Source organism: Alicyclobacillus dauci (genome assembly GCF_026651605.1).
Lineage (GTDB): Bacteria > Bacillota > Bacilli > Alicyclobacillales > Alicyclobacillaceae > Alicyclobacillus > Alicyclobacillus dauci.
In genome coordinates, this window is record NZ_CP104064.1 from 2,332,422 (window position 1) to 2,356,776 (window position 24,355).

The following is a 24,355-nucleotide window of genomic DNA, read 5'->3' on the forward strand; positions in this document are numbered from 1 at the left end:
GAGGCAATCACTTTGAATGAAAAGTATTGCCCCTGTTGTAACCGAACGTTACCCATCGAAGAATTCCAACGCAATCGCGCACGGAAGGACGGCTATCAATCCGAATGTCGGAAATGTCGGAAGATGTACGACAGTCGAGTCGTTAGCTACAACCGGGTAATGATGGGCAAAAAGACATACGAAGAGGTACTCGCCGCCAAAGAAGCTCAAACTGACGAATCGTACGACAGGGTAATTTCTGCTCTGCGGATATGGATTGAGGATAAGACACTCACTCCCGCGCAGGCCGAGTCAATATATCTGCACGCTGTGGAGCGGTTCTCATTTCGAGAGATAGGTGCCTTGGTCGGAACACATTACAGCAACGCGATTCACCACTACAACAAAGGCATTGCTCGACTACGTGAAAAGTACCTATGCATGGCCAATGAAGTTTACGGAGTGAGTGCGTGAACAAGATGCATCGGCGAGTGGCGTCACTGCAGGAAGCTGATCAAGGAGTTGCCGTTACAGTCTCGCCGATGCCTAGATAAGGTAACCAACATTGCAGTTTCGATACTTGAGAGAGGGTGACGATTGATGGAGACCGCAGCAACATACGGTGCTATAGCAGGTCTATGGATCTTGTTGTCAGCAGGAGTTGCCGGTTGTTTGATACTCATCTATCACCTGTACATGTACGTCTTTGACTTGATGCTTCAGGCGTTTAAACTGCATTCCCTATTCAGGGATTTCATTTGGTATCACTACAACAAACGGCCTCCTTCGGAACAAATGAGTGAAGAGGAAGCCGAGAAACTAAAGCGAGAGTTAGGGAGATCCACATGAAATGGCTATTCTCCATGTGGTCACGCCAACCGTACACGATTCCACTGATATGGCTAAACATCACCATGAGCACCTACACGGGACTGGTGAACTGGATAAAAGGGGAGTGGCCGTTTACATCGGCACTCCTCGTGATGATCGAGTTTGTGGTGTTGTACGGAGTATACAAGGTGAGAGGGTGAGTGTGGATGTCGCTCAAATGGGATGAGATGACGGAAAGAGAACGAGACAAACTTTTGTCCGAAACTGCAGGGTACACGGTTTACGATGATTTATCGATTTCGGTGAATGCAATTCATACATTCGACACACCGACGTCATTCAGGGTATTTAGACCATCTGTCCTTGTAGCACATGCAATGGAGTTGGTTGAGAAATCAAAGATGCTTTTTGAACTGAATGGGCATCCACATACAGGTTGGGAAGCTTCGTTAGGTTCACATTCCGCATCCGCTTGGACGATGCCTGAAGCTATATCCCTAGCGTATCTCGGTGCAAAAGGAGTTGATGTGTGATGGCACTCACAAGAGAAAGCGTAGAAGCGTTGATAGCGTTGGAAATTCAAGTGTCTGAGGGGCCATGGAGGAGATATACCGACAACGGGAGCATAATCACGGATCCGTACGGAATTATCATCGACGAACCGCTTCGCTTCCATGACGCCGATTTCATCGCACAGTCCCGTAACCTCATGCCACAACTAGCACGCGATTGGCTGAGGATGCGAGAGGCGTTGGAATGGATCGTTGAGTGGATGGGCGAGGAGGAGCATGACCTCAGCATCTGGGACCGTGAGATATACGACAAGGCACGTCAAACACTCTCAGCCATTGACGCAGGTAAGGGAGCAGACGCAGAGGATGGTGGGAATGATGAGAGTTCCATACACGTACCCAGAAGCTGAAGCGATCGACCATGACTACGATCAGCAAGTGCCATTAAAGGTGATTGCAGAAACTGTGAATCGCGACTTTCACAATGGGAATCCAGTGCGAACTGTAAACTCCATTAAATACGCAATCAACAAGATTTACAACGACGACGATTGGTATAGCCAACTTGAACAAGTTTGGCTTAGTGAGGACGATACAGAAGGGAAGCGGTCAGAGTGACGGGATTCAAACTGGAACTATCGTCAAAACGTGAATACGACATAGCGGTGAATGCGGTCAACGAGTATCGGCGGCTTGTACAGCAACATGAGCAGACCACGGAGTTTCTCGAAAGCAAGCAGTTTCACATGGGCGACTACATCATCAAGAAGGGAACATCGTATTTTGATGGCGTGTTCGGAACTGGTGAAGGTGAGATCGGAAAGATCGTTGGTTGGGACTTTGAGTACGGATATTACAGGGTGTATTACAGCGAGCGCATGAATTTTGTTGGTGTTAGGGAAGAGAAATCGGAGTCGTATGCCGGTGAAATACCTGTGCATTTGCTGAGATGCAAGCCATTCGAACCGAAGCGTTTATGGGTGAATGTGGGTGATTCGGAATGACGGATGCACAGCAGTTGGATGAGATACGGAAATGGTGCGAGTCTGACGAAGAATCTCTATTCAACAAAAGAGGAGTTCGATGGTTGCTTGCTCAATTTGATGCGGAGATAAAGCGGAGAGACGAAGCGGTTGCACAAGTGGCGGGATTGCGTATTGAACTCGACGCAGCCAATCAGACGATCCAACAGTATGAACACACATTGCGCGATAACGAAGCATATATGGCTTCACAAATCGAACCCAGTCCACCGAGCACGATATTCGATGAACTGGAGGAAGCACAACAGAAGATAGCGGAGAAGGACGCCGAAATCGAACGGTTGCGGAATATATGTGCCGGGAAGGGTGCCGAAATCAAACGGCTGAACAAAGTGCTCAATAGGTACCGAGAGGAGATTGAACGGTTATGACAACCGATGGGCGCGTTTTGAGTAACGACCTCATTCGGGAAATCGAACAAACACATGGACATGAGTGGAGGATAGCAAATCTCATTGCCACAATCCACGACTTGCAACGGCAGGTGTCGGAGTTAACGGAGTGGGTTGAAGATATGCAATGGTGCGCATCTGCTTCGTGGTACGAATCCGACCACTGCCCATATTGCGAGTCATCCAAAGATAAAGGTCACAAGTCAGATTGCGAGTTGGGTAATTTCCTCGCCAAGCACGCACCACGACAGGAGGATGAGACATGAAGATCCTAGGAGTCGACCATGCAACACATCATGCAGGCATCGCGCTCTTTGAATCGGATTGGATGAACAATGACACAGACTTAGCATTCGTCACTTTCTCAGCTATCGATTTAAGCAAGTGTGATGAGAGTCCAATGTCCGCTATGTTCCAGATCGTTAAGCTCTGGATATTCGACCATCGTCCAGACGTTGTCGCGTTAGAAAAGCCGATGGCTCTTCGTAACGGTGATGTAGCACGGAAACTCATCGAAGTGTACGCGGCATGTAAGCTGGCTGCAGAGCAGTCTAATGTGTCTGTGATGGAGTTAGCACCTCAACTCGGGAAACTGCACACCATAGGCCACGCCGGGGCCGAAAAAGAGGATGTGGCTAGAGCACTTCAAGCACGTTTTGACCTGGATTACGACTCGATAGCGATACCCGTGTACTACAAGGACAAGAAGCGTAAGGGACAAGTAAGAGAGCGACTGTATGACGTGTCTGATGCGTGTGCATTGTGTGTTGCGGCGGCTGAGATAAAGGCTAGGGAGGTGGCAGGATGATGGCTGCTAAGCAGACGGCACTTTCAGAAAGACAATTAGACGTACTAAATTGCATCAAGGAACACGTCCAGGCAAATGGGTACCCGCCAACAACTCGTGAAATTGGTGAAATACTCAACATGAAATCGACATCTACAGTGCATCAACACCTTGGAAGACTGCGTGATAAAGGCTATGTCGATTGGATAGACGGTGCACCTCGAACGTTGCGGATTGTTAAATAAAATACCGCCACAGCGTGAACTGGGCGGTATTAGCGGAGAGAAAGAAACTTCGCGGCAATCACAGTATGGGCAAAAGGTGAATGTTTAAAACACGAGTAGTCCACAGGATATTCACAACCTTCTGTGTATAAGAAAAGGAGTGATGCGGATGGCAAGAACTAGAGTGAATGCCGATCAAATTAGACTTATTGAGGAGCCGGACAAAAAGGACTTGTCAGCCCGCGAGCAATGGCTAATTGAACGTTTACGTGGGTACCTTGACCTGGATATGGAGATTGAGACGCAGCAGAAAATCATAAGTGGTGAGTTAACAAGATGTCTGCCGTCAATTTCGCCCATGGGGCCAGTAGAGGATGATCCGGAAATTTTGGCGAAACTTGGACAACCACTGCCGCAACGACTGCAGATTATCGCTGAAGCAACCGCAAGAGTGGTGAATCTGCCGAAGAACGCACCGTATGCACACTCGGGTATAGTCGCTCGCCAATTACGGTATGCTCAGTCTGAGGACGAAGAGGAAGAAAAGACACTCCAAAAAGCGTACTCAATATTCACGCGCGAGACAGTTAAGTTAACCGGACCGGAGCAATACGTTCATATGCGCGAGAGGGAAATTGAGCAAGCCGAAGAGGAACTAATCATCCTCGGAGCACGAAAACGAGCGATAGACAATGCCTTGAACGGGATGGCGCTGAGATACCCTGAGTGGCATGACTTCTTGTGGGGACGATATGTGCAGGGCGAGAAGTATAGCGTATGGGTAGCGAGGTTCCATAGTCCAGAAACATACAGGTCAACACGACATAAGGCATTACATCAGTTTGACAAGTGGGCAGTCGGCTTATGCTAACATTAAGGGGGCATAGTATGCGTTGCCAACATTGCAAATCAAAGCATGACGTGATCGACTTCTTATTCCGGAAAGACAAATTGATCCTATGCGCTGAGTGTCGAGCGAAATTCTTTGGGCGAAGGGCTTAAAAATCAACAGTAAAACAACAGTAGGTCAACAGTATATGGGCGAAATTCCAGTGTATTATGGTACTTGGGAACTCTAACGAAAGGCGCTTGCTCACCCGCGGGCGTCTTTTTGTTGTTCCAATCGCCAAGGGGGTGGTGTCCTTTGGTGTTCATAGTGGATAACACGCCGGGCCCCGTTCCTGGCGTTGGTGCTCTGACAGTGAGGATATGGGAACCTGCACGGAGTCGGAGCACGAGCGCTGGGTATGACCAGCAAAATAGAGCATTCCCGCGTAGATCGTCAAACCTCGCGCCAGACTCTTCTCTGGCGTTGGTGCTATGACAGCGGACCAGGCGGCCCAGGAACGCGTGTGCACCGCGTTGTAACCCTGTGGTAGTAGTTGCGCGCGAGTCGGAGCGCTAACAGCAGAGAAGACCTCCCGCGAACACAGAGAAGTCGCACATGACACGTGAGAAACAAGTGAGCAAACCATACAAAAAGATTTTAGGGTGGTGTATACACATGCATCCATGCCAAGAACAATACCCATGCGTGTATCTAAAGGTCATTGACTCCTCTCGCGGCACATGCATGTGTGCCCACTGCCCGATGAAAAAGGTCGGACTCCCAGCGGACGACAAAGACTATGTGTACGACTCACTCACGGGACTCGTGACAGAGTGGGTGACTGTCCCTCCTCCATCTAAACCGAAAAGAGACCCTTTAGACCAATGGTATGAAGAGTTTACAGAACGAGAATTCGGAAAAGCCATAACAACCGCCGATACGCTTGAACGCAAACACGGAGCATTGAGACCGAAACGATATGCGATGGTGAGGTGAGATGATGGTATATGCTGAATGGTGGCCATGTTCCCAATGTGGCGAGGTTGTTCCACGAGTAGACGGAATCAAAATCCACACCAACGAACAAGGCGGTAAACAATCTCTCATCCAACGTCGATATGACCTAATTGACCCGAAAGCAATCGGCGAACTCGCACGCATCCTCTACGAAGGCGCTCAAAAGTACGACGACAACAACTGGCGTAAGATACCGACCAATGACCACATCAACCACGCTCTGAATCACATATACCTGCATCTTGCGAAGGATACGGCGGAAGACCATTTAGCGCATGCATTCACACGTTTGATGATGGCTGTGGCGAAGGAGATGGAAACGTGAACTGGTTGATGAAGAATTTCGATAGATACATTCTGGCTTATGTATTGTCCTTCCTTATTCCTGGTGTGCTTCTCTTTTTGGCTAAAGATGTTTTGGGGTGGTTGAAAGTGGTTACTCCCCATACTGTATCGAACGTCGTGATCTGGTGGGAGATGCTTGGAGTGTTTGTTGATTTACTATTTCTTGCACTTCTCATTTTGTATGGTATCTACTCGGGTGTCCGATGGTCGGTTCTTGCAATTGTACATCGGAGTAAATAAGTAAATCCAGCGAGCGCGACTTAGTCACTCAATCCTCTCTGTAACTAGCGAGCAAACCATATCAAATTGTTTAGGGTGGTGGTAAAGAAACGAAAACGTACCCGGATACCAGAATACTTATCAGTGCAGGCGTGGAGCACTGAGACAAAGACCTGGAGAGTAACAGACAGCCAGATTTATTCGTGCTTGCTAAACCTATACCATACAAGGCGGATGATGAGCAGGATAGCAAAAGAAATGACAGACTGAACTAACCCTGTTTCACTTGGAGCCAAGACGATTTTGCGAGCAATCGTTAACAACACAACGTCCATGAGACGGGTTGGAGATAGCGTATACAGTAAGTCAAATATTTCATAAACCACGAGAACAGAGAAAATATCGTCTGCTAGTTCGTGATAAGAATTGATTATTACTTCTGGATATGCTGCCAGTTGGCTCCATTTGATGATGAAACTAATTATCTCAATGATTAAAACCAAAAGAAGAACGACGACGATCAACCATCGGGCGTATGCGATAAGATGCTTCACTTTGGCGACTTGCTCTCTTCGGTCCATGAAGATAAGTATTCCAGTGGTGGGGAATCCATATTCCGAGCGTAGCCTAGAACGGTAATACTTTCGCGAGTGTTTAACCAATTGGCGCTCGCCCGTCCTAGAGTGCTTTCAGACTATCGCGATGAGGTGGTTACATGAGGAATACAAACCTAACCGGCCACTACTCAGAAATAGCGATCAAATATATGCGTGAGAATAGCATTCGGTGTGTTGCGAAGTTAGAGCGCGAGCTTGAGCGGAGCGGAAGAAGAAAGATAAAAGCTAAACGGGCGTAGCTTATAGTCGCTCGCCCGTTTTAACTGCGTTCGATTACTTAACCTCAATAGGGGCTGAGATTCGCTTGTGTTCAGATTGCTCTACAGCTTGGTAAATCTTCTGGAACGCAGAGGCCACGCGTTCGGTTTTGGCATCCGGAGTCTCAGCACTCCCAAGTTGAAATGCACCTGCCTCTATCATGGCTGTAATGATTGCGGTAGCTGATTCAGTCCTGCTCAAATATTCCACCCCCTTGTCCAATTTTATTGTAAACCCAAACTATTCCGAAATCACATAGAAGAAGTAAGAGGTGGTGAACAATGTGAAGCTCACTCCGAAACAACAGGCATTTTGTGATTACTACATAGAGACAGGAAACGCGACCGAGGCGGCAAGGAAAGCTGGTTACAAAGGCAAAAACTTGAACCGTGTTGCGAGTGAAAACTTGTCAAAACTAGACATTCAAAACTATATAACGGAACGCATGGCGCAAAAGGAGTCCGCTCGCGTTGCCTCCCAAGACGAGGTGCTTGAATTCTTAACCGGTGTCATGCGTGGTGAAGAAACAGAACAGGTACCCATCATCATGCATGACTACTTCGAGATGGCGAACAAAGACCCGAGCCTGCGTGACCGTGTGAAGGCTGCTGAGCTACTCGGTAAGCGATATATGCTGTGGGTCGATAAGCAACAGGTCGATGCGAATATGCATACAACCATCGAAATTCAACCACCTCCCGACTGGGATGATTAGATATGCCGAAAGTCACCGTTGATTTAACTCGTCTGCCGGACTTAACGAACGACAAGTTTTACCCTCTCTATAAGAATCGTGACCGTTATCTCGTACTCATGGGCGGTGGCGGTTCAGGTAAATCAGTGTTTGCCGCGCAGAAAATCATCGTCCGAATGCTCATGGAGCAGAATCATCGATTCCTCGTATTACGGAAAGTTAAAGTGACCCTGCGCGAGAGTGTATTCGGTGAGCTCAAGTCCGTCATTAGTCGCTGGAACCTCGGAACACTGTTCAAAATTAACGAGAGCGACTTGCGTATCCGATGCGTGAACGGAAATGAGATTCTATTCGCTGGCCTGGATGACGTTGAAAAGCTCAAATCCATTCATGGCATCACGGGCGTATGGATTGAAGAAGCGTCAGAGATTGCGCCTGAAGACTATCGGCAGCTAGACATCCGCTTGCGTACCAAGACGAAGCACTACAAACAGATGATCATCACGTTTAACCCAATTGATGTGAACCATTGGCTCAAGAAGGAATTCTTCGACCGTAAGAAACCAGATTGCGCAACGCTCCACTCGACATATAAGGACAATCGATTCCTCGATGAAACGTCAATTCGTGTACTTGAGGATTTCAAGGACACTGACCCATATTTCTACGAGGTTTATGCACTCGGCCAGTGGGGCGTCCTCGGCAAGACGGTATTCCCGCAAAAGCGTCTGCAAGACCTTATGCAACATACAACTGCAGGCATGCGGTACCGTATTGATCACATCAACGGGAGGTTGGTTGAGGATGAGAATGGCGAACTTGAGATTCGCAAACATCCGGAAGCTGGCCGTGAGTACGACATTGGTGCTGACGTTGCGGAAGGATTGCCAGAGGGCGACTACTCTGCAGCCTACGTCATCGATCACGAAACCGGGGAAGACGTCGCGGTTCTCCATGGACATATCGATGGTGACCTGTATGGGTGGCAACTTGACTGGCTAGGCCGTTACTACAACATGGCCCTGTTGGGTGTCGAGATCAACAATATGGGCCACTCGGTAGTGAATGTCCTATTAAACTATTCCTTCTATCCAAACCTCTACTATCACGACCAGTACAACACTGATTCAGGAAAAAACGAAACGAAGCCTGGATGGCCCACAAACACTATGACGCGTCCGATCCTCATTGATTACCTCATCGAGGTTATTCGTGATGGCGTTTGCCCGATAGGTGACCCGGAACTCATCAACGAAATGAAGACGTTCGTGCGTAACAAGCAAGGTAAGCCGCAGGCGCAGGGTAAAGGAACGCCGGATGGTGCAAAGGATGACCGTGTCATGGCATATGGCATCGCACATCAAATGCGACTGCGCAGACCGGAATCCATTGGTCATGTCATGTTGCCAGATATCAGTGGTGTGACGATAAGGAGGTGATGCCTTGAAGTGGTATGAAAAAGTGTTGTATCGCATCGGTACCGCCATCATTCCGGCAAACATCAAGCGAATGATGATGGGATCCGGTCGCATGACGGTCCCAAAGAACGCGAACCCATGGAACATCTTCAATTGGCTCCCGAAGAAGTACCAGACGGCGCACAATATCGACCTCACGAAGCTACAGAACTATACGGCTGAGGAATTACTTGAACTGCTCGTAAGCGTCCATCCAGACGTCTCACACGCTCTGCACACGTATCTTCGCATGGGTGAGACGGAGATGACGTTTACAGCGGATAACGAAGGCGCGCAGACGACAATAGATGCGCTAGTCGACATGATGAACACACCGTTGCCGTCGCCGGGATATCAAGTTGGTCGGGAACTGGCAAAACTCGACGGGGTTCAACGCATGATGGTCATGGTTCGCGGGGCATGTGCGGGTGAAGTTGTACTGAATGAACAGTGTAATGATGTCGTGGATATTGTTCCTGTCGATCCGATGCTCATTTGGTTTAGACGACGACCGGATGATCAACGCCTAGAGCCATGGCAATATGTCCGGTTTCCGAAATACGACCAGGCTGACCAAGGTGGGGAATGGTTCGGGCAATACAAGAAGATCGACACGCCAACATTCATCTACGAAGAGTTGGACCCGATGGTCGATGATCCATATGGACGATCGCCCATCCTACCGGTGCTTCAAATTGTGTTCTTCCATCTGCAAGTGCTGCAAGATATCAAGGCGGTAGTTCACAACCAAGGCTATCCTCGCATGGACGTGAAGATTCTTGAGGAAGTCATACTCAAGAACATGCCGGCGCAGTTTAAGGCTGACCCGAACGCCCAACGCAATTGGTTGTCTGGAAAGCTGACTGAGTATCAAAACCTGTTCAGTTCGCTTAATCCCGACGATGCAATGATTCACTGGGATAGTGTCGAGGTGAAGTATGTCGAGGGTATGCGCGGCCCTGCAATCGACATCGAGAAGTTGATTGACGTCATTGATACACAACTTGCAACCGCGCTCAAGACTCTGCTGACCATGTTGTCACGGCACCAGGGCAGTACGGAGACATACAGTAGCGTAGACACACAAATCTATATTAAGACGGTCGAGTCCGCACGGAACGTCACAAAACGTTTCTGGTCGCGGGCTTTTTCTATGGCTGCAAGGGTCAAAGGTGTGCAGACTCGCGTCGATGTTGATTACGCCCCGATTGACTTGCGCTCGGAGAATGAGCAACAGGGAGACTTGAAGGCGCGCATTGAGAATGTCGAGTCCGCTGATTCAAATTTCTACATCACGCCGGAAGAAGCTGCTATTGAGATTCGCAAGGCGCTTGGTTTGGATGCCGATATTCCACCCGAATTGGTTGAGAAACTGAAGAACAAGCATGAGCAACCAGAGACGCCAACACAGGAGAATCCGTCTGTACCTCCAACGCCTCCACCGAGCGCAAACAGTCGCATGCGGCTAGATTCATCCGGTGACAACCAAGACTCACAGGATAACCAGAACGAGGAACAGTTCATTGCGCTGTACCTGGCTCTCATGCGGCATGTTCGCGATGAAGCCAAGCATGCGATGTCACTTGAGGGAATCAAGGCGTCTATGAGTATCCGCGACGGTATTCAGCATCAGTTGTCACGTGGACTCTATCAACTCTACCGAAACACATACGTCGATAGTTACAACGCCCGAGCGCGCGCAAAGGGTACGAGTTTAATTCGTAACCCGGACGCTCAGACATCCCTTGAATTGCAATTGCAGGCGAACCAAATTGCGAAGGACACAACAGATACCTACATGCGCGAGTTGAATAACGCATGGAATGAGGCTGTTGATTTCACGTCCGAGTTGGAAGCGGAAGAACAACTATCTCGCGTCCGTCAGATGATGCAACAGTGGGCAGATGAACGAATGGATTACAAGTCATCGCAGATTGCCCAACACGAAGCCGCTGATGCGTACCATCAAGGGATGTTTGCGCATGATACTGTGCATGCGCCGGACACAACTTATGGCGTCGAGCCTACGACCACGGAACATGAGGCATGTGCTGACATCATAGCCGGGGCACCGTATACATTGGACCGGGCTCAAACGCTCACGCTTCCATTACATCCGAATTGTCCGCATAGGTTCGTCCCAATCGACTAAAGGAGGTGATGAAAACGGGAAAACCAACACCTGATCAATTATCGAGGATCAATCAGTTGGCGCGAACGCCGCTAAGTGAAGATGAGGTCTACACATTCCCGGCGAAACTCGTCGGTGACAAAGTGATTCCTCATCGGTCACAACGAATCACGCCAAATGCTTTAACGAAGATAGCTGACCAAGCGAAACAGGGTGTGTCGCTACTCTTAGACCATTCCTGGTCGAACATCGGTACATTGACCATTCCGGTCGGTCGCACGTTTGATGCGAAGGTTCAACAGGAGCCGGATGGTGAGCTTGCGGTATACGCCGATCACTACATGAAGCGCGGCCAGGATATCAACGGCGTGTCTACCGATTCCTTAGCCGATGGAATTGACGCCGGGACCATATTCGATACGTCGGTTGGATTCATCGGCGGTGACCATTCATGCTCGATTTGTGGACAGCCATACTACGACTCAGACTGTATGCACATCAGAGGCAGAACGTATGACGGTAAGTTGTGCGTCATGGAAATCAACGATGCTGACCTGATGGAAAACAGTCTGGTGTTCGACGGAGCGTATCCGGGTGCGGGTGTCGTCAACATGAGCAGCGCTGAATCACCGGAACAAAAGCCAACTGAATACGCGGTTTTATCAGACACGACTAAATCACTTCCGGGTGATGGACGTGTCTTTTATTCATTTAGCAGTAAATCCGGTCTTGTCGGTTATGTCCGGCAGTCCGCAGTTGAACCAGAAAGGGATGATCAAGTGAACGAATTAGAACAGGTCAAAGCGCAGTTGTCGACCGCTCAAGCATTCTCGACGAAAGTACGTGAACTGCTTGGCGTGACGTCTGATGACGCTGTAGAGGGTGCTGTCGCATCGCTCAAGGCACAGGCACAAGTTGGCGAGCAGTACAAAGCAAAAGTGGTTGATGAAGCGTGTGGGGCTGGCGTGAGGGCTCTTGGTGAAGCGTTCAACGTGGATGCTATGAAACTATCCTTCGCAAACCTGCCAGTATCCGAAGTAGAGAAGATTCGCGACACCTATGAAGCCCAGGCAAAGGCGGCTCTTGGCGGCGGGGGTCAACATGTGGTAACACAGCAGCATGACCTGCCGGAGGATGCTGGAAAGAATCCGAACGGTTCAACTCAATTGTCCGCCGAGCAACAACGAGAGCAAGCGCGTAAGGACGCTCGTGAAGCGCTCAAACGTAATGGTCATGGCGACAAGTTGAAGGAGGCTAACTAAGTATGACGATTCCGAACGGTCAATATGGTGGCGCACCTGGGTATGGCACGCAGTATACGCAACAGTTCCCGGAAGTCCTAGCATCAACGGCACTGCAAGCTAAAATGCCTGGAGGTGTACTGCTTGCGAGTGGTAACGGCGTTTTGGCCAAAGGTACTGTCTTGGGCAAGGTCACTGCAACAGGCAAGTATGTCCCATACAAATCCACGAACACAGACGGTAGCCAAACAGCCGTATGTATCCTCGATAACGACCAGGATACGACAAATGGTGATGTCGGCGCGTCTGCATGGATTGCTGGCATCTTCACATCGTCCGCCTTAACTGGCTATGACGCGAACGCGGGAACACAACTCAAGCTCTGCTACTTCGTTTAATCGTTGAATAAGAAGGGGGCCACATAATGGCTGTAAACGTCTTAGATCCATATTTTCTGACCGAGATTGTACGCAACTACCGCGTCGATCCGCGCATGTTCCGTGGCGCTCAAATCTTGACGGGTGGCACAGACCTCAAAACTGAACTGGGATTAACCATCGAGTACGACATCACGTGGGATGACACCGGAATGACACCGCCGACCGGATTGAACGATCCTTCGCCGGTACGTGCAAAGCAGAAAGTCGATCATCTGTCCTTCACGAACCAAGAGTGGAGAGAAAAGAAGATCATCGACCGCGAGAAGATTGCGAAACTCCGTGCGCCTGGTACAAACCTCGAACAAATGTGGGCCGAGCAGTACATGACGGATGCCATGGTTGAATTGAACCAACGCCTTGAAACCCGTCTTGAATGGTTGCGTTGGCAGGCACTCACCGGGTCGATTACTATCCCGGCGACGGCTGACAAACCGGCTGTCACGATTGACTACAAGGTTCCTGCGTCGCAGAAACCAACTGCAGCAACCTTATGGAGCAATACAGCGAGCGCGAATCCGTTGACGGATATCGACGCATGGAAACTCCTGTTCCGTGGTACCGGTGCGCGTCCGGTCAAGATTGTTGCAAACCAGAAGGGCGATACCTATCTGAAACAGAATGCCGCCATTCAGAACCTGGTGCGTAACCTGTACGGTCGCGATGTCGTCATGTCGGATAACCTCGGCATGGTTATTCAGCAGCAGTTGGATGGTCTGTCGTATGAAGTGTACGATGGCGGTTACCTGGACGACGCCGGTAACTTCAATCCGTTCATTCCGGACAATGCCATCCTTATCGTCGGTGAAGGTACAACGGGTAATTTGATGGACCTCGTCACATCGCCAAGCAACTACACGGATATCTTCAACGGTGAAACGGGTAAATGGGCACTGACGAAGATTCACGACAAAGGCGATCCTCCGACGGCTGAGATCGTGAACGGTGTCACCGCATTGCCGCGTCTTCGCCACGTAAACTGGCACGTCTTCGCGACGATTGCATAAGGAGGGGTAACATGGCCGGAGTAACCGTGCGAATTCTCCATCCTGGTGGCGTTGGTGAGTACAAGCAGGGTGATGAAGTAAAAAACGCACCCGATGGCCTTGTGGAGATCGCTAAACAAGGCATTCGAAACGCTGCAGATGGTGAACTCGTCGCAGAAATCGTAACCAAAAAGGGTGGTGCGGATGCCGTACCAACCGAGGATAGTCAATCTTAACGGGTACACAACCTACCATGACGAAGTAAGGGCGCATTTAGGTGTCGATTCTGGTGTATTACCGGACTCAGATATCGATGCGCCTTCTGTTTTGCCTATCGCTGAGGGTCTTGTCGTTTCCCGGGTACCGGATTATGACACGCTCACTGACGATAACCAATCATTCATGTATGCGGCTGCAGTTGCCATGATTGCAGCCGTACTTGCACCATCTATGGCAAGCCGTCTGAAAGCGTCAGAAGGTGACTCAGACTACAAGTATACGAACCAGAACGTTGATTGGACGGAGCGTAAGAAGGATCTCGAAGCAGTGTCGTATGGCCACATGGACCTCATCACGACGCAGACGGTTGTGGAATTGCCTCAACTCGGTTTGTCTGGACCCACGCGGTCGAAAGCGCAACAATTGGCCGCACAAGGCGAGTCTGGGTTCATTTCGCCGGATTCCGGTGACATCGCACTGTATCCGACGAACCAGGAGTGATGTGAATGGGATTCTCGGAGCGTAAATCCGCATGGATCAACGAATACGGAGACCCCATGACCATCATTCGACCGTCAGGCAACGTCAGCACAGCGGCTCGATTCGTGAAAGGTCGGCAGTTACTCGCGCCGTTCGATATCAACTTTGTCCGGTTCATGGTGTTTCCGTCGGAGAGTGATATCCAGGTGGGCGATCTCGTTAGGAACGAGACACTTGGGTATCAGCTATTCGTCACAGCGATTGAGGAACGGACGCTACTCGGCGGCAAAGCGGGGATCTACACCGAACTGTATACGGCGAATTACCCGGCTGCGGAAGTTCAACGTTACACGCCTGGCTCAGTCGACGAGTATGGCAACCAAACGCCTGCTACGTGGACCACAGTTGGTACTGTGCCTATGTCGGTTGAACATGTTAATGGCAATGTCCCGTACAAAGATGGTTTGCTACTCGCCGATACGCTGTACCGATTGACCTTGCAGACGGCTACCGCGCTTCAACTCATCCCGAATCCAGATCGTATCATCATCGATGGCCGGAACTTCCAAGTCAGTGATATCAACGTCACGGTCGCACCTGGACTGCAAATTGTACAGGTGAAGACGGACAATAGGACGTGATGCGATGGCTGTAGAAACGTTGCTCAGTTTCAACGGTGCCGGGGCATTCGATGAATTCAACAAGCGCATGCAGCAAGTCATCAACGACCTATGCCAGGCGGTCATGGACAACGCGAGAGCCAACGTAGGTGGTGCATTTCCAGAAGTGGAGGCATCCCTTCACGCGGGGCTATCAGCGTTGGTACAGCAAGGGATGATCGACGGTGAGATCGGCGCGGATGCATGGCAAAGTTTCATGGCTGAATGGGGTAGCGGTTCGCTCATGGATAGGCTCAATCCGGGACTCGTCGACTACATGAACTCGGAACTTTGGAACCCACTCCGTGAAGCCAACGGAGACGCCATCACAGGCCGCGCTAAGGGTCCGTACATCGGTTTAGACGGAATGGTCCACAACGCGCATACAGGCATCCTAGCGGGGCGAAATTTGGAACAGTTGCGAGACTTCCCGTGGTTCCGGGACTGGATGGCGAAGGTTAGGCTACCGGACGACGCGTTCACTCCGAAGGTACCACTTCACTTCATGCGTGATGCACTGGAAAGCAACCGAAACTTAATCATGGATCAACTCAACGCGGTCATCGAGACATTTAGTTTCGGTGATTTTTTAGTGTAAAGGGGGCCTCTATGTGGGCTCTGCAGCATTACTCGACCAAGTGTGGAAACTGCTTGCGAATGATACGACGTTCCTATCCTATCGCGGATGGTTTAACAAGGCGGTATTGGCAGCTAGTGCCTCTGCCGGTTCGACATCCATACAGGTAACGAACATGGTGTCATATGTAACCGGAGAGCAATTGAGGATTGGTCCCGTGGCGACCACAGCGACAACGACAGGAACAGGGACATCAATTCCTGTATCCGCATTGCCCGCTGCAGTCGCGACTAATGGACAAGTACAATCGTTTCTTACTCCATCATCAAGCGGCGGTGACAAAGTCGCCTACATCGTGAAAGAAGAGGAAACGGACGGCATTGTGGATTCGACGACCATTCCGATTGTGCTGTTGTACATTCGCTCGGGTAAACCAGACGTGCGAACGCCTACGGTGTACATCGGCAAGGTAGTGATCGACTGTTTTGCATCGAGTGGGAACACAGCGCGTCAGATGGTCGAACGAACGCAAGCACTCATGCAGAACTGGGAACCTCCCGGATTCTTCGTGAGTCGGTCGGCTTACGACACGTCATTCAAAACTGGCATTACTGGCGTGAAGGGACATCGAATCTACTACGATGTCTCTTATTTTGTTGGATAAGAGGAGGTATTTTTAGTGGCGCTTATCATTCCGAATATCGGATACTCTGCAGCACTTGACCCGGTATCTGGCGGGTTACTCGCGGTCTTTACGAAGATGGATAGCATCTCGATGGACGTTGACGGTACATTGACGCCTGTTTATGGCGGTGCTGGAGCATACCCAATCGTCAACATCATGGCTGACCGTAAGCCAATGGTTAGTTTGAGCGGTTCTGAGACGTCTTTGCAGGCTTCCAGTATGCTCGGTGCAAACGTCACAACGGCCTCGGCGTCTACCAAGGTTCAAGTACCGCGTATCGAGGAATTGACCATCGGCGCAGATGGCACGGTCAACCTGCCTAATGGCGACACAATATCAGCAACCACCACCACGATTGGTGTGGTGGGTGCGCTTGATAACAAGGCATTCACGAGTGTTGCATCTGCACCGACGACAGGCGAGTATGTTACGCCGGTTGCAGGAGATGCAAAGGTTACGTTTAGCACCGATGATGCCGGGAAAGCAGTCGTTATCTACTACACGATTGACACCTCAACAGGTGGTCAAGTGGATTATCAACCGTCGGCAGTTGGCAAGGTCGTGAAGTTCGTTGCATCTGCTAAGGTTGTCAATACAGAGGATCCGTCACAGGCACTTGTACCGATTACATTTGTGGTCAACTCGTGTCAGTTCCTTGGCAAGTGGACGCTATCGCAGGAGCGCCAGAAAGCATCTGCACCGAAACTTGACCTGCAAATTCTTGACCCAGGCGGCGGTAAAGCAGCGGTATCAATTATCACAACGGCCAAGTTCGCGGGGTGATGATTGATGGGTAAGGATGCACCGATCAAAGATGCTTTGGGGCTTGGCGAACGGTTATCTCTAGGCGGGGCGCATATTGATTGCGTCCCTGCCACGCTCGCTGACTTGGACGACGCCATGAAGCACTGGCATACATGGGCACAGGGGGCCGGTAGCGTACAAATGGCCTACTTGCCTGGGAACGAAGAGGCCAAAGAGGCGTTTGAGGAACTATTGTACATTGCATGTGGGAGAAAGATCGAAAAAGACGAACTCCGAGCGAAGGTAAACGTCGCTGACGGCGCCAAGGAGGTAGTCGCATTCATCGACCGATTTCTTGGCTTTAAGCCGAGAGATGCCGCCGGAACCGAAAGTACCCAAGGGTAATGAGTCGGGCAAGAAGGTAGCTCTGAAGGACGCCATATCGAAACTCGTCATCCGCGGGGTGTCATACTCCGAGATTCGGAAGATGACGCAATACCAGTTGTATAGCGCGTTCTATGCGTTGACTGACGAGGATAGGTTCAGAATGAGTTTGGCTGGGTTCAAGGTTGAGGACGGAGATAAGGAAGCCACGTTGCAGGATCTGCTTGGATTTGGCGGGTAGGGGTCATTGCCCCTATGCCGGATGCTCGATAATTCGGGTATGCGTCATGTGGGCAAAATCACATTTTGTGATAATTTTGAAAGACGAGTATAGACAAAGGCAAAATGTAGTAAAGTTAGGGTATAGTGAACGCAAAAGGGTGATTCAATTTGTCGATATTGCTGTGGATCATCATATTCTTGGTAATTGTCATAGGTGGGGCCGTGATATTCGGTTTTCTATCCGCGAAATCTGATGTTAAGTTCCTACAGAGCAATGGCTATCCCAAAAATACTCCGTCTTTGCAATATTTGAGCGGCCAACCAGGCATATCACCAGGGTTTGTCTTTGCGGTTCGACAGGGAACAAATCTCGTCCTATTCAATACCAAAGGTAATAAGGCCGAGATACCGATACAGTCCATCGTGTCAATCGACGTTCAACTGGATGTACAAACAGTGAACACGGGTGGTGGAAGATCAATTGCCGGAGCGGTTGTTGGCGAAGCAATTGCTGGACCAGTTGGAGCGGTAGTCGGAGGGACCAAGGGAACCAAGACAGAAAACATCGATAGAAGTACCGTTCGGATGCGTGTTAGGTCAGACAACGGGATCGAACACGACATTGTATTCAAAGGTTCCCATAAGACACACAATGTCCTTCTCCATCTGATAAGTTGAAGTACAAGACATGGAAGTGATGCCGTGGTTATCATATCCACGCTCGGCGTTGGATGTCTAATCGGATTCGTGATGCTTTGGACGATATTCGACTTATCAGGTTTCGCCAATTCATGGATATGGGCGTTGGTGATTGCCTTCTCTGTATTTGCGGCGACGACACTAAACCTGATGCGGATCGATAAACGAAACCGAAAGTCGATGTCCGAAGATATGGAACGATGGTCGAAGATTAAAGCAACACAACGACCAAAGGCTCGAAAGCCAGAGGAGTTTGAGGAAGAGGTTGCCGAGATATTCCGGCGGTATGGTTACAAGGTGTCGGTGACTCCATATCAAGGTGATCACGGAGTCGACATCAAGGTAATAACTCCAACTGAGTATGGAATCGTGCAATGCAAGATGTACGGTCCGATGAACAAGGTCGGCGAACCTGCAATACGCGACTTTTACGGAACGATGCAGCATGAACATGCAGATGTTGGGTATATCGTGACGACATCTGATTTTACGGAACAGGCATATACCTGGGCCAAAGGAAAGAAAATCGTACTCGTCAATGGCTATAGATTAGAACGGTTACGAGAAGAATCATCACATCTTGCGACATGAGCCTCCAAACGGAGGCTTTTTTATTTGGGGGTGAGTTGTAGTGGGGATGAACGAGTCGAATGTCGTTTCTAAGGTCGCCGCGAGAATTACATTTGACATTACGGACGCGCAGTCGAAACTTACTCAGCTTTCCGATTCGTACAAGCAGTTTAATAACGAGTTGAAAAGTGCCGACACACAAATGCAGAAGGCATTGCAAGCACCTTCATCTTCCGGTCAAAAATACCTCATTGATGCAACGGGGCAACTTGTATCCATGTCCAATGCGATCAAGGACGTTCAGACGCAATGGAAGGAAGGCACGCTGGCGGCGGATGAATATCTCAAAAAGATAGCGGATATTAAGAGCGCATATGCTGAAAACTTCGCCCCTTCGAACCCTAATTCCATGAAGTTTGATTTATCCTACCGGAACGCATTGCTCCAGGCACAGAACGACGTTCGTAACATGATTAGTCTTCAACAGCAAGCTAGTAAGCAGGATCAAAAAGCATCCGCCGACGAAGCTACAGCGCAAGCCAAGTCGGTAGACGAGCGCATGCGAACAATCAAGCAACTGTACGACATGAAACTCCTCGACGCACAACAATCATTGGCTGAGATGGAGAAGTTATATGACGAGGAAACGCAGTATTTCAAAGACAATCTGGATAAACAGGTGCAATTCTTCAAGACTGCACAGACAATGGAGAACGCCTCAGCGGATTCGTTTTCAAGCAAGTTAAAAGGACTGTATTCCACACAAGGCATGCCTGGTATGGGGCTTACAAACCCTCTTGATTTGGCCTCGACTATGCTTCAATTTCAGGCTCTACAATCCATTTTCAATAATCTTCAAGAAGGAATAGTCGGTATTAACAAAGGTGAAGCCGGTCTAAAACAGGTCTTCGGTGAACATATCGCAGACCAACAGCAATTGAATGAAGTTACGAATCAGTTCATTGCCATCGCTCAACAATATGGTCAATCCATCACAACGACTCTCGATGCAACAAAGCAGTGGGGGCGGCAATATACAGACATCAACACTGCACTAACCCTCACGAACTCCGCGACCATATTGTCCACCGTCGACAATCTCAAGATGGCTGATGCAAACAAGGCGCTTGAGGCAACGATGAACGCTATGGGAATGGCCGCGACCAACCAAGCGACCGCGATGACGAACTCCATGAAAATCGTCGATAGTTGGTCTGCTTTGGCTCACGAAGCATCAGTAAGCGCCCAAGACCTTGCAATGGGTGTAGAGCGCAGCGCCGGGGCGGCACATGTGGCCGGGATGAGCCTTGATCAACTCAACGCACTCATTGCAGCAATGATCAGAAACACGGGTCTCTCAGGAGAAAACGCAGGCAACGCCTTGAAGACCATCATCTCAAATATTTCGTCTGGCTCCCAAAAGGTTCAAGACGCATTCAAGCAACTTGGCATTGATATGTACACTGTTGGAGCGGACGGACAGAAGCAATTGAAACCTGTATACGACCTCATTATGCAGGTAGCCGATGCCACGAAGAACGCAGATGCATCGCAAACGGCGGCGCTCAAAACTATAGCAGGTGGCACGTATCAGTACAGTAAGTTTGCGGCGATGGTCAGCGATACGAAAACAATTCAAGACGACCTCACAAAATCCATGGACTCGACCGGGAAAGCGACGGTCCTGGTGCAGGAACAGATGCATACGCTACAGGCCGAGTTGCAGCGACTTGACGATGCTTGGCAGAAACTGTTCCACAATAGCGCTGACAATGGAATGGGATCGGCCCTAGCTGGACTTATTGGCGACGTTACGAACCTTGTGAATGGTCTTGCCTCCATGAACCCAGAAGTGATGAAGACGACCGTATATATTGGTGCAGCACTTGTATCCATCAAACTTCTGACTGCTGGAATAGGCGCGGTTGCAAATGTATTGGGCTCCATGAAAAACGGCATCAATTCAGCGATGGGTCTGTTTAGTTCGTTCACCAACATGATCAACCAACAGCGAACCGGGGTTCAGACTCTTACGATGAGCATCCGCGAACAGATAGCGGCCCGTGGTGCTGCAGTCCTCGGCATTGATGCAGAAACAACGGCATTACGAGGAATGGCTATTGCAGCAGGAACCGTTGACGCGGTAATGACGGGGCTCACATTTGGCTTGTCGCTACTCGGCGTTGGATTAGCAGTGGCGGCTATGCATGCCGGGGCCGCGTCTCAGGCCATGCAGGAGCAAGAACAACAGGCTCAACAATTGTCATCATCATATGCCCAAAACAAAGACCAGATCGACTCCCTACTCCAGAAGTATCAGCAGCTAGAGCAGGCCACAAGTAACGGTTCGGTATTCAAGGACCAACAGCAACAACAAGAGTATTACAGCACCATGCAGCAGTTGGCCGGACTCATCCCGAACGTCACGCAGTATGTCGATCAGAACGGGAACACTCACATCAAATCTGCCGAGGCTATCAAACAAGAGATTGATCAGATGCAGAAACTGCAACAACTGCAGGCCCAGAAGACGGTCGACTCATCAAGTTCGGATATCCAAAAGCAGTTAGATGCCATCGATAAGTTAGAACAAAAGATGTCAGACCTCCAAGCGAAAAAGTCCATGGGCGGTATCGTCACATCGGATGGATTGCTCCCGTTTACAAAGCAAGACCTCGACAACATGAACGCTCAGATGGATCAGTATCAAATCGACCTTCAAACGGCCAAAAACTCACTGCAGCAGTATGAGCAGCAATTGACGAGTGCTTACCTGGCTAACACGAATCTGTCATCATCCATGAAAAGCGTCTCAGATTCGATTCTAGGGGCGGTCAATTGGAGTCAAGTCACTGGAGGTATGCAGGGGTATCAAAACGTTGCACAACAGGTCTCTGATACCGTAAAGCAACTCAATACAGACTTGGCGAACGGAAAGTTGACTGATGACCAATATGCTCAGGCGATAGACAGCCTAAGCCAGAAGATCCCGCTCAATAAAAGTGCCATCATCGAACTGTCCGCAGCCAAACAAGGTGACACAGCGGCTACTGCACAAAACAGTGCAGCGACGAATGAAAACGCCGGAGCTAACAACAATTTAAGTGCCGCGTTAACCGCTGCTGAAGCAAATATCAAACTGCTCGATACCGCGCAAAAGGAATTATCGGGGTCACATAAGTTGAGCCAAGCCACACTCGACGCCCTGACCAAGGCGTATCCGGACTTTGATAGCGCTGTTGGCGGTGGCGTAAACTCCATGATGGCGTTCATCAACGCTTCCAAGGCACAGGCCAACCAGGTCATATCCGATCAAAAGACGATGACCGAGGCCGTGATCGAAAACGCCAAGGCGCGTATCCAAGCGCTTAACGACGAAATGGCAGCTATGCTGAACAACCTTAGTGTTGGCGAATCCATGAGCCAGTTTGTGAGCTCGGGGATGATGAATAAGTATCACGCTCTCGCATCTCAGGTGAAATACAACCAAGGCGTCATATCCTCGGCAGAAGCGGATCTAAGCAAGATAAACGTCGCGTCGTACTATGTGAATACCGCCACTCCGACAAACCAATATAGCGCGCCGAAGTCAACGGGATCTAAAACGCCGTCGGCATCCGCGCAGAACGCCGCATATCAAGCGCCATTCCAAGATATTTCGCAGCAAGACTCGCAGACTCTAAAGGTGTACGAGGACCGCATCAAGTCGCTCGCGGGACCGCTTACGCAGTACAACGACCTCATGAATAACGCATCCCAATCCCTACAGCAGAACAACACCGATACGAAAGCCGCGTCTGACCTCGTCAAGGGCTATACGACATACATCGCGGATCTAAAGAAGCAGAATTCCGACTACAACGACGAGAACGCGAAGGTTCACCAATTGCTACCGCAAATCCAATCCGACATTAACAAGGTGAACGCCGAATTCAAGAAGGGGACCATCACTGACCAGGAACACCGGACGGCACTCCAAACCTTGAATTCGGAGTATGACAACCTCAACTCGACGCTGAATAGCAACTCGCAAGCCATCGAGCAGAACAACCAGAAGATAACGCAGGCCACACAGAATATGCAAAATGACATCATTAACATTTTGAAGCAGGGGTACCAAGAGCAACAGCAGATTCAAGAACAGCAATTGCAGGACCAGTACGACGCCCAAAAGACGGCGCTAGATAATCAGTACAACGAGAAAAAACAAGCGATTGCAGACCAAATTGCTGGCATCCAATCTCAAAAAGATGCAGTTGACGCACTTGTTAAGTCTCTGCAAGACCAGTTTCAGGCGCAGGATCAGGTAAACCAACTAACGGACCTACAAAACCAACTTGCACAAGTTGAGTCCCAGCACAATCAAGAGTACATCGATGCAAACGGGAAGATTCAATATACCTACGATGTGGCGAAAGCTACGGATCTGCAAAAGCAAATAGAAGATCAACAAACCAAGATGGCACAGGATGCGCAGATTAAACAATTGCAAGACCAGTCGAACGCCTATGGCGACCAGATCACCGCATTGAATAACCAGACTCAGGCCCTAGACAAAGGGTATCAGCAACAATCGCAGGATCTGCAGAATCATTACAACGACGATAAACAGAAACTTGATGCGTATTGGCAATATGTACAGAGCCAAACTCGGATTCAGCAAGAAGTCGAGGCAGAGATTCAGAAGCAGGGATATCAGAAATCTCTCCAACAGGCGCAGGAATACGTGATTCAAATGAATGCTATCCTAGCACAGATTCAGCAACCGTCGATAAGCGGCGGTTCGGGGATATCGTCCACGCTAAGTTCTGGCGGCACTGTCAATATGGGATCTGTGGCAACCACTAGCGGAGTCGTTCATATGGCGAGAGGTGGCGAAGTACCCAACCTTGCACCGGGCATTGACAACGTTCCTGCGCGGCTGACACCGGGTGAGATTGTTGTACCTAGTTGGGAAGACCTAATGAGATTCGCCCAACCGTCAGCATCATCGACAAACACGCAAACACTGCATATCGAACATCTTGAATTACCGAATGTGACGGACGTCCCGAGTTTCATCGATGAGCTCACTGGATTCATGCAAGACGCAGCATACCAAGGGAAGGTTGGGTGAT

At 49.7% G+C, this 24,355-nt stretch carries 34 protein-coding genes; 32 read left to right on the forward strand and 2 right to left on the reverse strand.

Features of this window, described 5'->3' with window-relative positions:
* Positions 1-12 precede the first annotated feature (12 nt).
* From NZD86_RS11835 to NZD86_RS11905, 15 genes are all read left to right on the forward strand, one after another.
* Positions 13-453 (forward strand): RNA polymerase sigma factor, encoded by a 441-nt coding sequence (locus NZD86_RS11835; protein ID WP_268041817.1) that lies wholly within the window; start codon positions 13-15, stop codon positions 451-453.
* 126 nt (positions 454-579) lie between these two features.
* Positions 580-828, forward strand: a complete 249-nt coding sequence (locus NZD86_RS11840) for a hypothetical protein (RefSeq protein WP_268041819.1) — start codon at positions 580-582, stop codon at positions 826-828.
* Complete coding sequence (locus tag NZD86_RS11845) at positions 825-1,010, forward strand: hypothetical protein (protein WP_268041821.1); 186 nt, start codon at positions 825-827, stop codon at positions 1,008-1,010. The genes NZD86_RS11840 and NZD86_RS11845 overlap by 4 nt, the downstream gene beginning before the upstream one ends.
* Positions 1,011-1,016: 6 nt before the next feature.
* Positions 1,017-1,343 (forward strand): hypothetical protein, encoded by a 327-nt coding sequence (locus NZD86_RS11850; protein ID WP_268041823.1) that lies wholly within the window; start codon positions 1,017-1,019, stop codon positions 1,341-1,343.
* Complete coding sequence (locus NZD86_RS11855) at positions 1,343-1,732, forward strand: hypothetical protein (RefSeq protein WP_268041825.1); 390 nt, start codon at positions 1,343-1,345, stop codon at positions 1,730-1,732. Before NZD86_RS11850 ends, NZD86_RS11855 begins: the two co-directional genes overlap by 1 nt.
* A complete protein-coding gene (locus tag NZD86_RS11860) occupies positions 1,701-1,940 on the forward strand; it encodes a hypothetical protein (RefSeq protein WP_268041827.1) in 240 nt (79 codons plus the stop codon). The genes NZD86_RS11855 and NZD86_RS11860 overlap by 32 nt, the downstream gene beginning before the upstream one ends.
* The gene (locus NZD86_RS11865) at positions 1,937-2,326 is read left to right on the forward strand and encodes a hypothetical protein (RefSeq protein ID WP_268041829.1); all 390 of its coding nucleotides are present in this window, start codon (positions 1,937-1,939) and stop codon (positions 2,324-2,326) included. Before NZD86_RS11860 ends, NZD86_RS11865 begins: the two co-directional genes overlap by 4 nt.
* Positions 2,323-2,736, forward strand: a complete 414-nt coding sequence (locus NZD86_RS11870; protein WP_268041831.1) for a hypothetical protein — start codon at positions 2,323-2,325, stop codon at positions 2,734-2,736. The genes NZD86_RS11865 and NZD86_RS11870 overlap by 4 nt, the downstream gene beginning before the upstream one ends.
* Entirely contained in the window at positions 2,733-3,023 is a 291-nt protein-coding gene (locus NZD86_RS11875; protein ID WP_268041834.1) for a hypothetical protein, read from the forward strand. Before NZD86_RS11870 ends, NZD86_RS11875 begins: the two co-directional genes overlap by 4 nt.
* Positions 3,020-3,565, forward strand: coding sequence for a crossover junction endodeoxyribonuclease RuvC (locus NZD86_RS11880; RefSeq protein ID WP_268041836.1), 546 nt, complete (start codon positions 3,020-3,022; stop codon positions 3,563-3,565). Before NZD86_RS11875 ends, NZD86_RS11880 begins: the two co-directional genes overlap by 4 nt.
* Positions 3,562-3,789: a LexA family protein gene (locus NZD86_RS11885; protein WP_268041838.1), complete on the forward strand. Its 228-nt coding sequence runs from the start codon at positions 3,562-3,564 to the stop codon at positions 3,787-3,789. The genes NZD86_RS11880 and NZD86_RS11885 overlap by 4 nt, the downstream gene beginning before the upstream one ends.
* A 148-nt stretch (positions 3,790-3,937) precedes the next feature.
* A complete protein-coding gene (locus tag NZD86_RS11890) occupies positions 3,938-4,639 on the forward strand; it encodes a hypothetical protein (RefSeq protein ID WP_268041840.1) in 702 nt (233 codons plus the stop codon).
* A 720-nt stretch (positions 4,640-5,359) separates the two neighbouring features.
* On the forward strand, positions 5,360-5,593 hold the full coding sequence (locus NZD86_RS11895; protein WP_268041842.1) for a hypothetical protein: 234 nt from the start codon (positions 5,360-5,362) through the stop codon (positions 5,591-5,593).
* Positions 5,594-5,597: 4 nt separating this feature from the next.
* Complete coding sequence (locus NZD86_RS11900; protein ID WP_268041844.1) at positions 5,598-5,939, forward strand: dATP/dGTP diphosphohydrolase domain-containing protein; 342 nt, start codon at positions 5,598-5,600, stop codon at positions 5,937-5,939.
* On the forward strand, positions 5,936-6,199 hold the full coding sequence (locus NZD86_RS11905) for a hypothetical protein (protein WP_268041846.1): 264 nt from the start codon (positions 5,936-5,938) through the stop codon (positions 6,197-6,199). The genes NZD86_RS11900 and NZD86_RS11905 overlap by 4 nt, the downstream gene beginning before the upstream one ends.
* 176 nt (positions 6,200-6,375) lie before the next feature.
* Here the strand turns inward: NZD86_RS11905 and NZD86_RS11910 are convergent, their stop codons facing one another.
* Together NZD86_RS11910 and NZD86_RS11915 are read right to left on the reverse strand one after the other, a co-directional pair.
* Positions 6,376-6,759 carry a hypothetical protein gene (locus NZD86_RS11910; protein WP_268041848.1) on the reverse strand — a complete coding sequence of 128 codons (384 nt, stop codon included), beginning with the start codon at positions 6,757-6,759 and terminating at the stop codon, positions 6,376-6,378.
* A gap of 309 nt (positions 6,760-7,068) precedes the next feature.
* A complete protein-coding gene (locus NZD86_RS11915; RefSeq protein ID WP_268041850.1) occupies positions 7,069-7,254 on the reverse strand; it encodes a hypothetical protein in 186 nt (61 codons plus the stop codon).
* A 73-nt stretch (positions 7,255-7,327) separates the two neighbouring features.
* Between NZD86_RS11915 and NZD86_RS11920 the strand changes: the two genes are divergently transcribed.
* The 17 genes from NZD86_RS11920 (at position 7,328) to NZD86_RS12000 (ending at position 24,354) form a co-directional block, all read left to right on the forward strand.
* On the forward strand, positions 7,328-7,768 hold the full coding sequence (locus NZD86_RS11920) for a terminase small subunit (RefSeq protein WP_326492560.1): 441 nt from the start codon (positions 7,328-7,330) through the stop codon (positions 7,766-7,768).
* 2 nt (positions 7,769-7,770) lie between these two features.
* Entirely contained in the window at positions 7,771-9,186 is a 1,416-nt protein-coding gene (locus NZD86_RS11925; RefSeq protein WP_268041852.1) for a PBSX family phage terminase large subunit, read from the forward strand.
* Between the two features lie 4 nt (positions 9,187-9,190).
* A complete protein-coding gene (locus NZD86_RS11930) occupies positions 9,191-11,356 on the forward strand; it encodes a hypothetical protein (RefSeq protein WP_268041854.1) in 2,166 nt (721 codons plus the stop codon).
* An 8-nt stretch (positions 11,357-11,364) separates the two neighbouring features.
* Positions 11,365-12,597, forward strand: coding sequence for a hypothetical protein (locus NZD86_RS11935; protein ID WP_268041856.1), 1,233 nt, complete (start codon positions 11,365-11,367; stop codon positions 12,595-12,597).
* 2 nt (positions 12,598-12,599) lie between these two features.
* On the forward strand, positions 12,600-12,974 hold the full coding sequence (locus tag NZD86_RS11940; protein ID WP_268041858.1) for a head decoration protein: 375 nt from the start codon (positions 12,600-12,602) through the stop codon (positions 12,972-12,974).
* 26 nt (positions 12,975-13,000) lie between these two features.
* Positions 13,001-14,020 (forward strand): major capsid protein, encoded by a 1,020-nt coding sequence (locus tag NZD86_RS11945; RefSeq protein ID WP_268041860.1) that lies wholly within the window; start codon positions 13,001-13,003, stop codon positions 14,018-14,020.
* Positions 14,021-14,031: 11 nt separating this feature from the next.
* Positions 14,032-14,235 carry a hypothetical protein gene (locus NZD86_RS11950; RefSeq protein ID WP_268041862.1) on the forward strand — a complete coding sequence of 68 codons (204 nt, stop codon included), beginning with the start codon at positions 14,032-14,034 and terminating at the stop codon, positions 14,233-14,235.
* Positions 14,198-14,719 (forward strand): hypothetical protein, encoded by a 522-nt coding sequence (locus NZD86_RS11955; RefSeq protein ID WP_268041866.1) that lies wholly within the window; start codon positions 14,198-14,200, stop codon positions 14,717-14,719. The genes NZD86_RS11950 and NZD86_RS11955 overlap by 38 nt, the downstream gene beginning before the upstream one ends.
* Before the next feature lie 5 nt (positions 14,720-14,724).
* Positions 14,725-15,339 carry a phage head completion protein gene (locus tag NZD86_RS11960; RefSeq protein ID WP_268041868.1) on the forward strand — a complete coding sequence of 205 codons (615 nt, stop codon included), beginning with the start codon at positions 14,725-14,727 and terminating at the stop codon, positions 15,337-15,339.
* 4 nt (positions 15,340-15,343) lie between these two features.
* Positions 15,344-15,955 (forward strand): hypothetical protein, encoded by a 612-nt coding sequence (locus NZD86_RS11965; protein ID WP_268041870.1) that lies wholly within the window; start codon positions 15,344-15,346, stop codon positions 15,953-15,955.
* 13 nt (positions 15,956-15,968) lie between these two features.
* The gene (locus tag NZD86_RS11970; protein WP_268041872.1) at positions 15,969-16,598 is read left to right on the forward strand and encodes a hypothetical protein; all 630 of its coding nucleotides are present in this window, start codon (positions 15,969-15,971) and stop codon (positions 16,596-16,598) included.
* Between the two features lie 15 nt (positions 16,599-16,613).
* Positions 16,614-17,402: a hypothetical protein gene (locus NZD86_RS11975; protein ID WP_268041874.1), complete on the forward strand. Its 789-nt coding sequence runs from the start codon at positions 16,614-16,616 to the stop codon at positions 17,400-17,402.
* A 6-nt stretch (positions 17,403-17,408) separates the two neighbouring features.
* Positions 17,409-17,768: a hypothetical protein gene (locus tag NZD86_RS11980; RefSeq protein ID WP_268041876.1), complete on the forward strand. Its 360-nt coding sequence runs from the start codon at positions 17,409-17,411 to the stop codon at positions 17,766-17,768.
* Positions 17,737-17,988: a hypothetical protein gene (locus NZD86_RS11985; RefSeq protein WP_268041878.1), complete on the forward strand. Its 252-nt coding sequence runs from the start codon at positions 17,737-17,739 to the stop codon at positions 17,986-17,988. Before NZD86_RS11980 ends, NZD86_RS11985 begins: the two co-directional genes overlap by 32 nt.
* Positions 17,989-18,137: 149 nt before the next feature.
* Positions 18,138-18,647, forward strand: coding sequence for a hypothetical protein (locus tag NZD86_RS11990; protein ID WP_268041880.1), 510 nt, complete (start codon positions 18,138-18,140; stop codon positions 18,645-18,647).
* 24 nt (positions 18,648-18,671) lie between these two features.
* Positions 18,672-19,259, forward strand: coding sequence for a restriction endonuclease (locus NZD86_RS11995; protein WP_268041882.1), 588 nt, complete (start codon positions 18,672-18,674; stop codon positions 19,257-19,259).
* A 46-nt stretch (positions 19,260-19,305) separates the two neighbouring features.
* On the forward strand, positions 19,306-24,354 hold the full coding sequence (locus tag NZD86_RS12000; protein ID WP_268046859.1) for a phage tail tape measure protein: 5,049 nt from the start codon (positions 19,306-19,308) through the stop codon (positions 24,352-24,354).
* Position 24,355: the final 1 nt, after the last annotated feature.

What these genes read in the sequence shown, in the direction of transcription:
- NZD86_RS11880 (WP_268041836.1), top strand. Translation starts at nt 3,020, where the DNA reads ATGAAGATCCTAGGAGTCGACCATGCAACACATCATGCAGGCATCGCG.
- NZD86_RS11925 (WP_268041852.1), top strand. Translation starts at nt 7,771, where the DNA reads ATGCCGAAAGTCACCGTTGATTTAACTCGTCTGCCGGACTTAACGAAC.
- NZD86_RS11940 (WP_268041858.1), top strand. Translation starts at nt 12,600, where the DNA reads ATGACGATTCCGAACGGTCAATATGGTGGCGCACCTGGGTATGGCACG.
- NZD86_RS11855 (WP_268041825.1), top strand. Translation starts at nt 1,343, where the DNA reads ATGGCACTCACAAGAGAAAGCGTAGAAGCGTTGATAGCGTTGGAAATT.
- NZD86_RS11875 (WP_268041834.1), top strand. Translation starts at nt 2,733, where the DNA reads ATGACAACCGATGGGCGCGTTTTGAGTAACGACCTCATTCGGGAAATC.
- NZD86_RS11935 (WP_268041856.1), top strand. Translation starts at nt 11,365, where the DNA reads ATGAAAACGGGAAAACCAACACCTGATCAATTATCGAGGATCAATCAG.
- NZD86_RS12000 (WP_268046859.1), top strand. Translation starts at nt 19,306, where the DNA reads ATGAACGAGTCGAATGTCGTTTCTAAGGTCGCCGCGAGAATTACATTT.
- NZD86_RS11845 (WP_268041821.1), top strand. Translation starts at nt 825, where the DNA reads ATGAAATGGCTATTCTCCATGTGGTCACGCCAACCGTACACGATTCCA.
- NZD86_RS11965 (WP_268041870.1), top strand. Translation starts at nt 15,344, where the DNA reads ATGGCTGTAGAAACGTTGCTCAGTTTCAACGGTGCCGGGGCATTCGAT.
- NZD86_RS11945 (WP_268041860.1), top strand. Translation starts at nt 13,001, where the DNA reads ATGGCTGTAAACGTCTTAGATCCATATTTTCTGACCGAGATTGTACGC.
- NZD86_RS11980 (WP_268041876.1), top strand. Translation starts at nt 17,409, where the DNA reads ATGGGTAAGGATGCACCGATCAAAGATGCTTTGGGGCTTGGCGAACGG.
- NZD86_RS11870 (WP_268041831.1), top strand. Translation starts at nt 2,323, where the DNA reads ATGACGGATGCACAGCAGTTGGATGAGATACGGAAATGGTGCGAGTCT.
- NZD86_RS11985 (WP_268041878.1), top strand. Translation starts at nt 17,737, where the DNA reads ATGCCGCCGGAACCGAAAGTACCCAAGGGTAATGAGTCGGGCAAGAAG.
- NZD86_RS11895 (WP_268041842.1), top strand. Translation starts at nt 5,360, where the DNA reads ATGAAAAAGGTCGGACTCCCAGCGGACGACAAAGACTATGTGTACGAC.
- NZD86_RS11860 (WP_268041827.1), top strand. Translation starts at nt 1,701, where the DNA reads ATGAGAGTTCCATACACGTACCCAGAAGCTGAAGCGATCGACCATGAC.
- NZD86_RS11910 (WP_268041848.1), bottom strand. Translation starts at nt 6,759, where the DNA reads ATGGACCGAAGAGAGCAAGTCGCCAAAGTGAAGCATCTTATCGCATAC.
- NZD86_RS11950 (WP_268041862.1), top strand. Translation starts at nt 14,032, where the DNA reads ATGGCCGGAGTAACCGTGCGAATTCTCCATCCTGGTGGCGTTGGTGAG.
- NZD86_RS11840 (WP_268041819.1), top strand. Translation starts at nt 580, where the DNA reads ATGGAGACCGCAGCAACATACGGTGCTATAGCAGGTCTATGGATCTTG.
- NZD86_RS11960 (WP_268041868.1), top strand. Translation starts at nt 14,725, where the DNA reads ATGGGATTCTCGGAGCGTAAATCCGCATGGATCAACGAATACGGAGAC.
- NZD86_RS11850 (WP_268041823.1), top strand. Translation starts at nt 1,017, where the DNA reads ATGTCGCTCAAATGGGATGAGATGACGGAAAGAGAACGAGACAAACTT.
- NZD86_RS11900 (WP_268041844.1), top strand. Translation starts at nt 5,598, where the DNA reads ATGGTATATGCTGAATGGTGGCCATGTTCCCAATGTGGCGAGGTTGTT.
- NZD86_RS11885 (WP_268041838.1), top strand. Translation starts at nt 3,562, where the DNA reads ATGATGGCTGCTAAGCAGACGGCACTTTCAGAAAGACAATTAGACGTA.
- NZD86_RS11890 (WP_268041840.1), top strand. Translation starts at nt 3,938, where the DNA reads ATGGCAAGAACTAGAGTGAATGCCGATCAAATTAGACTTATTGAGGAG.